Here is an 8044-nt window from a genome sequence, read left to right on the forward strand (position 1 = left end):
TGGCTTGAGGACACCGCTTACCTCTCCTCTTCTCTTTAACAAGTAGAAGCATCCGCAACTGCTGGGGACCGTCGGGCTGCAGTTTACCATCGACATCCCCGACCGCGGGATCATGACAATGTCGGCGATCACGAAAGGCAGCTCCGCTAAGATAGTCTTTGACCTGATTATTGTATGCTGCGAGCGCCGGCTTAACGCGACGAAGATTGCGCAGCTGGTCGAGTGCGTCTTCGACGAAGGCTCCGTCTGCGTCGCTAGTGCACTGACTCAGACGGATGGTTCAGGGGATCGGCTGACGGCGGCGAGGATGTCTGTGGCGGGTTTGGTCCAGACGAAGGGCTTGGCGCGCCGGTTGTGCTCGGCGATGTAGCGTTTGATCGCCGCCTGCAGGTCGACGACGCCGGTGAAGGAGCCTCGCCGCAACCGACGTCGGGTGAGCGCTGAGAAGAAGCCCTCGACCGCGTTGAGCCATGAGGCCGAGGTCGGGGTGAAGTGGAACGTCCAGCGCGGGTGCCGGGCGAGCCAGGCGCGCACCTTCGGATGTTTGTGGGTAGCGACGTTGTCGAGGATCGCGTGGATCGCCTTGCCGGACGGGACGGTGGCCTCGACGGCGTTGAGGAAGCGGATGAACTCACCGTTGCGGTGGCGCTGCATGCAGCGGCCGAGCACGGTGCCGGCCAGGACGTCGAGGGCTGCAAACAGCGTCGTGGTGCCGTGACGGGTATAGTCGTGGGTCTGGGCGGCGGGATGGCCGGAGGCGAGCGGACGGTCGGGGCGGGTCCGCTCCAGCGCCTGGATCTGGCTTTTCTCATCGATGGACAGCACCACCGCATGGGCCGGCGGATCCATGTAGAGGCCGACCACATCCTCGACCTTGGCGGCGACGGCAGGATCGCGCGAGCGCTTGAACGTGCGCAGGCGATGCGCCTGGAGGCGGTGAGCGTCCCAGATCCGCTGCACGGCGCGCAACGAGATCCCGACCGCGCGGGCCACGGCCCGGCCGGTCCAGTGGGTGACCTCGCCCGGCGGCTCGGAGCAGGTCAGCGCCAGGACTTCGGCCACCGTCTCGGTCGAATGGGGCGGCGTGCCGGGCGGACGTGTCTTGTCGCGCAGTAGACCTTCGACACCCGCCTCGGCGTAGCGCCGCTGCCAGCGCCAAACCGCCGGGCGGCTGACGCCCGCCCGACGGGCGACGTCCTGGACACACAAGCGCTCGGCTGAGAACAGGATGATGCGGGCGCGCTGGATATGTTTGAGCGGGCCAGAACGGTCGCTGGCGATCGCAGCCAACCGCTCCGCGTCGGTCCGATAAAGGAGCACGCATACCGTCTGAGCCATGGCCCAGACTCGCACGCTTCACCTCTTTCGTGAATCCTTCGGCCGCGTCACTTCACTAGACGTGGCGTAGGGCGTCCGCGATCAAGCGCCGCGTGCTAACGCCAGGGCCAGGGATCGCCTGCATCCAACCGGCCCTGCGCCGCTCCGCGCCGAGCAGTCCATCCAGGAATGCACCCGCCGAGGCCGCCACTCGCTCCTGGGTCAACAGCGGGCGCATGCGTCCGTTTACCTCCCGCAGCGATGAGGCTCGGAGCTTCAGTGTCGTCTCAATAGAGGCCCCTGACGTCCATGATGCACGAATCATGGTACCGCAGAGAGTCAGAACCTCGCCAAAACGCAACTGTAATGCTAAGCAGAAATCGCATGACAATGAGAGAAGATGCGCAAGCCAACCGCGCCTATCTTCTGGAATGGGGTTGCTCCGTATCCAGATATATATAACATGTGAACTAAATGCGGGAAACAAGCAATTTGCGAGTTAGCGATAGTAGGGATTTCAGAAGGACATCTATCGACAGCTCAAGAGAAAATCTCATCAAAGTAGGAGATGATCGGTTATTCAATCATTAGACGGCTCAGTAAATGGATATGAAATAACCCAGAACCTATTGATCGCAGCGCACTGGGCTGATCTGTGTGCACTAAAACATCTTGCTCTGATTGAACAAGAGAAGATTCTTTATTGGGACTTACGGAGAATTCCTTCTTATGTATCGAAGAGTCTATGTCCATAATTGATTATCCCTCTCGTCAGTACGTATTTGAAAGAAAGGCGATCTGACGGTGCCAAACTCAATTACAGATTGACCCTGAGCTCGAACTTTCTAGATCAAAAATGGCCGGAGATTGCAAAAACATGTCGAAATTGTGCTTAAACATGATTGTGAAAAATGAGATGGCCAATCTTCAGCGGTGCCTCTCTGCCGTCGCTCCCTATATAAGCTGCTGGGTCATAGGGGATACCGGTTCAACCGACGGAACTCAGGAATTTATCGAAAAATTCTTCGCAGACCGAGGCATCCCGGGAGAAATCCATTCCTTCCCATTCGAAAACTTTGCCCAAGCAAGAAATCAAGCTTTGGAGCGAGCTCGAGCGTCAAAGCTCGAATTTGACTACATTATATTCACCGACGCTGACATGGAGTTTGTTGCTGACGATCCAAACTTCGCAAAAACACTAAAACATTCAGCTTATATGCTTTTGCAACGCGCAGGCGTATCCTACTGGAACTTGCGCTTGCTGCGCCGTTCGACACCCGCTAGCTATAGAGGTGTTACGCATGAGTTCCTGGATGTGCGCGTTGGGACAACAAAAAATCTCGCAACCGCAAGCTATATCGACCATGGAACTGGGGCGAACCGCTTCGAAAAATATGATCGAGATGCGCGGCTACTTACTAACGCAATAGCGGAGGAGAAAGACCCGGGCATGATCGCCCGGTATACATTCTATCTCGCTAATACCCTGCGTGACAGCAATCAAAAAGAAGCTGCTTTAGATGCATACACGAGGCGAGTAGAACAGGGGCATTGGCAGCAGGAAGTTTATATAAGTCTTTTGAATATTGCAAAAATAAAAGGAGAATTGTTTTATCCTCAGAATGAGGTAATTGCTGCTTGCGAACAGGCGACAATGGTTTGTTCTTCAAGGGCGGAAGCACTGCACGCTGCAGCTCATTTCTGTCGTGAGAAAAAGCTTTTTGATGAAGGTTACAACTTCGCAATACGCGGTCTGAAGATTGATTACCCAAGGGACGCGCTCTTTGTGGAAGATTGGATCTACGACTACGGTTTGCTTGATGAGCTTGCCATTAACGCCTATTGGTGCGGCAGATACGCAGAGGCGGCAGAGGCTTGCGAAGAGCTCTTGAGGGCGAATAAGATCCCTACCGAAATGAGAGCGCGCGTAGAGTCAAATCGGCAGCATTCGATCGAACGACTGGCTGAGTTCGGCGTCCCCAAGGCGCTTCAATACATCGCTAATAGAGACAGGCTGCTCGGCGACCGGTCGCCGAGCGACCGAAATTGGATGAAGCTATGGGCATCAGCGCGGCATCTCAAAGAGAGTGGCGATGGCGAGAAATTCAGACTAGCAGCTCTTTCGGCGTATAAAAAAAGACCGCGACGCGCCGAGCCCTTGTATGATCTTGCGAGAGACCTTCGGGAGAAAGGCCGCTACGACGAAAGCGTCGTATTCTGCGAACAAGGACTTGCGGTATATAATTTCACCGAAGAACCAGATATTGAGAATTTCTTTTGTTTGATAGGGCTCCATGAGGAGCTTTCCATTGCTGCTAATTACTCCAAGGATCTAGAGCAAAAAAAGCGCGGATTCGCAGCGTGCGATCGGCTCTCACTCGCCCGCGGCGTTCCCGCTCCGCAGCGTTCGCTTGCCCGTTCAAATCTCCGTTTCTATGTTGAAGATGCTAACGCTCTCCTCCCTACGTTAAATCTTCGACGTTTGCCGCTCCAAGCTCCAGTCGGACTTCGGTCGATAAGTGCGTCTGTTGCCCGACAGGGCCAAGATATATATATATTACAGCAGTACCAAAATGATGCTGCCGAAACCGACCCGTCATCGGAGAATTCGCAAAGCAAATTCGGCGAAGGACCTTCTATTGTTTGTATTAATACTGATTTTGAATTTATTTCTGAGCAAAAGGTCATAATTAAATCATTTTCATTTGGAGATAGTACCGTCGATCCACGATCAATAAGAGATTTTAGATTATTTTCATTCAAAGAAGAATTGTGGTGCTCTGCCGCGTACCAGCACGCAGCGGAGGTGGATGGCTTAATCCATGTTATCGGGCGAATAGATGATCATCGTCAGCAGACTTGCCGGCTGGTCGATTTGTCTGCGGTGAATTCAGGAGCTGTATCGCCGCGCGGGACGAGTTACATGCCTTTTCTGTCAGTGTCTGATGAAGACAAAGCAGCCGTTGAAATAACGTTTATATCTTCCATCGATCCAATTACTGAAATTGACCGGCACGGTCACATCTTGGCTCTTCAAGATGCTCCCATAGACGTTCAACAGTTTAGAGGTGCCTCTCAATTAATAGCTTTTGGTACTGGTTATCTTGCATTAATTTGCGAAGTTTTTCGATCAACAGAGGACGATGATTTAATTTCCTGCCATCGGTTTGTATGGTTCGACGCGGCGCGAAAATTGAGCGCAGTCAGTCGGCCGTTCTATCTTCATAAGCACAGTGTTGAGAGCGCCAATGGCATCGCTTGGCACCCGGACGATAAGCGTATCCTAATCTCTTTTACAGCCGAGGACGGTATAAACTGGATAGCAGATGTTGACGCAACGGAGATCCATGAAATCCTAAACTCGGTTTCATCTTTTTATTCTTCACTCTCGCGCAAACTTGACGAAAAAGTGGAAAATTCTGTATCAATCGGCTCGAAGAGACTGGCCCCTCCGATTTCTTTCTATTCGCTTGCCCCCTACCTTCGTGCAGCAAATTTGCCGCAGGATCGGCGCCACCTCTCAAATCCCTACGATTCTCTTGTGATGCACCATCTTGACTCGAAAGCTAGTCAGGGGCTGCCACAAATCCACTGTTTCTACGAAGTCCTCGACGAAAAATCTGACCATCGAACTCTTCGTGCAGCAACCTATTCAATGCGCGCAGCTGGTCATCCCGTTCGGGTATGGTCATACTCGCCATCAAAGCTTGAATTCTTATCTCACAGCGGTGTAGAGTTACGCGACGCAGCTGAGGTTATTCCCCGCCAATTCTTCGACCGAGTTTTGGCAAAATCGGAAATTAGATATTTTTCCGACATATTCCGATATGCTGTATTGTATGAGTTTGGCGGGGCATGGATGGATGGAGACATAGTATTAGTACGCCCGTTCGCGTATCGAGGGGACTATTTTTTTAATCTTCAGTGGAGAGATGCTGGTAGGGGCCATTACGTCTGCGGAAACGTAATGTATGCACGAGTGTTCAGTCCGCACATGAGGGAATTATACGAGCGAGCTGTAAAAATATTTACTGAGTCTGCAATAACTGAGTTCGGAGATATCGGTCCAAAGCTGCTTTCGGATTACATTTTGAGTCCGACGGGCTCAGAGCTCAGAAGCTGGATCTTCAGCCCCGTCTTCTTCAATTCAATAGATTGGACTGAGACCAATCTCTTTGAGCAGACGCTCGGTTCCTTGTCGGACTATCTAAACGATGAGAGAGTCGTTGGAGTTCACCTATGGAACGCGCGAACTCATTCTACTACTGAACGACCGAGTGGCTCTCTTATCTCTATTCTGTCAAACCCAACTGAACGTCTGCCTAGCTTGAGTAATGTTTTTGACCGCTTCGCGATTGATCGTAATCGTCTTACTGGCAACAGGCACCACTATTCCAGAGTGTATGAGGCGATACTCGGCGACCAGCGTTTCTCGCTCTCTCAGATTGTAGAAATCGGAACTTCACCTGATGGGCAAGCTTGTGATGCATGGCGAACTTACTTTCCATTCTGTGAAGTTAATGCTTTTAACTCGGAGGCATTTTCAAATACGATACCTGCACCGCATGTTGCGTTGTCCGATGGCTCGCACGAGCGAGGCCTTTCGCAAGAATTTGGCTTACTGAATCATCCTCGTTTAGACGCCGTAATCGACAACGGCAGTCACGCCTCGCTTGATCAGCAAGCTGCGCTCGCTGCTCTTTTTCCCGCTCTCGCGCCAGGAGGCTGGTATTTTATCGAAAGCCTTGATTGGCAGCCCGCCCGTGAGAGCGGGTCATCTGTCTCTACTACCAAGAGCCTAATAGCAGATATTAAGGCGCACGGTAGGCCAACTACTGCTTCCGATCCGTTGGGAATAAGTTCGCTCATTCCTTACTTTGATCAAATTCTTTTTTTCGACAGCCTGTACGAGCTCGGCCGAGCAAACCTGATAGGCGGCCTCGTCGCGATCAGAAAGACACTGAATTAAGGAATCTTGCTTTGAAAATCGCCGTCTATACAATTGCATTGAATGAGGCAGCGCACGTGGAGCGCTGGGCGAAATCGGCTGTGGATGCTGATTATCGGATTGTTGCAGACACGGGCAGCACGGACGATACAGTGCCGTTATTAAGGGAGTTAGGCGTTAACGTCTATAATATTGCTGTTAGACCCTGGCGTTTCGATGATGCTAGAAATGCCGCAATGGCCTTGATACCGAGTGACGTAGACATTTGTTGTACCATGGACATGGACCGCTGGCTCGAACCTGATTGGAGGAACAAATTAGAAACTGCCTGGGAATCTGATACTACGGCACTCTTTTGCAGAACTGCGTACAAGACGGATGAAAAATCATCAAATGAACTTAGGTCTTGGCCTACAAAGAACTTTCATTCTAGATGGGGTTATCGGTTTCGGCGCCCCGTTCACGAAGCGCTCGTATATACCGGTGACCGTGAAAAAGAAGTGAGCTGTCTTGATCTTACAATGTACGAAGCTCAGGATCTTACCAAGTCTACCCGTCGGCAATATTTGCCGTTGATGCAGTTGGCTCAAAAAGAAGACCCTTCTGACCCACAAATTTGTTTTTGGCTTGCTCGAGAGCTCATGTGGGCGGGGCAGGATTTACAGTCGGCCGAAATGTTTAAAAATTATTTGTTGCTCCCGAAAAGTACATGGTGTGACGAAAGAGCTGAGGCAATGCGCCATCTGGCAAATATTTCAGGAGAAAACCGGCATCATTGGCTGGATAAAGCTCGGCAAGAAGCGCCTTATCGCCGGGAAATTTGGAGAGATCTGGCTGAATACTATCATGATCAGCAGGATTGGTTGAATCTTTTTTGGGCTTGTACAAACGGCATTGATCGTACTCGACGCACCGGAAGTTACCTAGACGAAGAGTGGGCTTGGAATTTCCGTTTGTATGATTTGGGTGCAATTGCGGCTTGGCGTTTAAACGTTATGGAGCGTGCTGTCGAATGGGGCAAACAGGCCCTTGATCGCGATCCCGATAACGGTCGCTTAAAAGCTAATTTAGCTTTTTTTCTGCGCAAACGTGACGGATTTGATGACAGTAGTGTCTCTTCATCTTGAGCAGTGTTGCGTTCGGCCTGACCCAATGGTTTGGCGTAATAGGCATCTATAGCGGTCACCGACCGGATTAAGAGCCTCTAACAAAACCGGGTTTAGCGCGTTGGGTGGAGATGGCGAGACCGCTCCTTCCCGATGGCCTGTGGGCCGAGATCGCACCGCTGCTGCCGGCCGAACGGGCCAAGCCGAAGGGCGGTCGGCCTCGAACCTCCGACCGCGCGGCACTGACGGGGATCCTGTTCGTGCTGCGCTCGGGCACGCCCTGGGAGTTGCTGCCCCGGGAGATGGGCTGCGGTTCGGGGATGACCTGCTGGCGGCGTCTGCGGGATTGGCAGAAGGCCGGAGTGTGGGACCGTCTGCAGCACGCGCTGCTCGACCGGCTCGGTCGCCAGAACGGCATCGACTTCAGTCGAGCTTCCCTCGACAGCGCCTCGATCGCCGCCAAAAGGGGGGCCCAGCGACGGGCCCGAACCCGACCGATCGGGGCAAGCCGGGCACGAAGCGCCACGTCGTCACCGATGCGAAGGGCGTCCCCCTCGCCCTGAAGCTGACGGGGGCGAACGTCCATGACAGTCGAATGCTGGAGGCGGTCGTGGATGCCGTCCCGCCGATCCGCTCCTGCTGGGGACCGCCGCGTAAGCGCTGTCTGGGCGCC

The 8044-nt window shown here is 53.0% G+C and carries 3 protein-coding genes and 2 pseudogenes; 3 read left to right on the forward strand and 2 right to left on the reverse strand.

The features are described 5' to 3' along the window. Positions 1-267: 267 nt before the first annotated feature. Complete coding sequence (locus MFF06_RS22430; RefSeq protein ID WP_238208402.1) at positions 268-1338, reverse strand: IS630 family transposase; 1071 nt, start codon at positions 1336-1338, stop codon at positions 268-270. Positions 1339-1396: 58 nt separating this feature from the next. Then, positions 1397-1642: pseudogene (locus MFF06_RS22435) on the reverse strand (IS701 family transposase); the annotation flags it as partial. Between the two features lie 573 nt (positions 1643-2215). Between MFF06_RS22435 and MFF06_RS22440 the strand changes: the two are divergent. The 3 genes and pseudogenes from MFF06_RS22440 to MFF06_RS22450 form a co-directional block, all read left to right on the forward strand. Further along, entirely contained in the window at positions 2216-6286 is a 4071-nt protein-coding gene (locus tag MFF06_RS22440; protein ID WP_283207306.1) for a glycosyltransferase, read from the forward strand. 11 nt (positions 6287-6297) lie between these two features. Continuing rightward, positions 6298-7392 (forward strand): tetratricopeptide repeat-containing glycosyltransferase, encoded by a 1095-nt coding sequence (locus MFF06_RS22445; RefSeq protein WP_238208400.1) that lies wholly within the window; start codon positions 6298-6300, stop codon positions 7390-7392. A 110-nt stretch (positions 7393-7502) separates the two neighbouring features. Continuing rightward, positions 7503-8044 (forward strand): annotated as a pseudogene (locus MFF06_RS22450) (IS5 family transposase); the annotation flags it as partial.

The organism is Methylobacterium aerolatum, assembly GCF_022179085.1.
Taxonomy (GTDB): domain Bacteria; phylum Pseudomonadota; class Alphaproteobacteria; order Rhizobiales; family Beijerinckiaceae; genus Methylobacterium; species Methylobacterium aerolatum.

Coding starts and splice junctions, on each gene's coding strand:
- MFF06_RS22440 (WP_283207306.1), top strand. CDS start 2,216: ATGATTGTGAAAAATGAGATGGCCAATCTTCAGCGGTGCCTCTCTGCC.
- MFF06_RS22430 (WP_238208402.1), bottom strand. CDS start 1,338: ATGGCTCAGACGGTATGCGTGCTCCTTTATCGGACCGACGCGGAGCGG.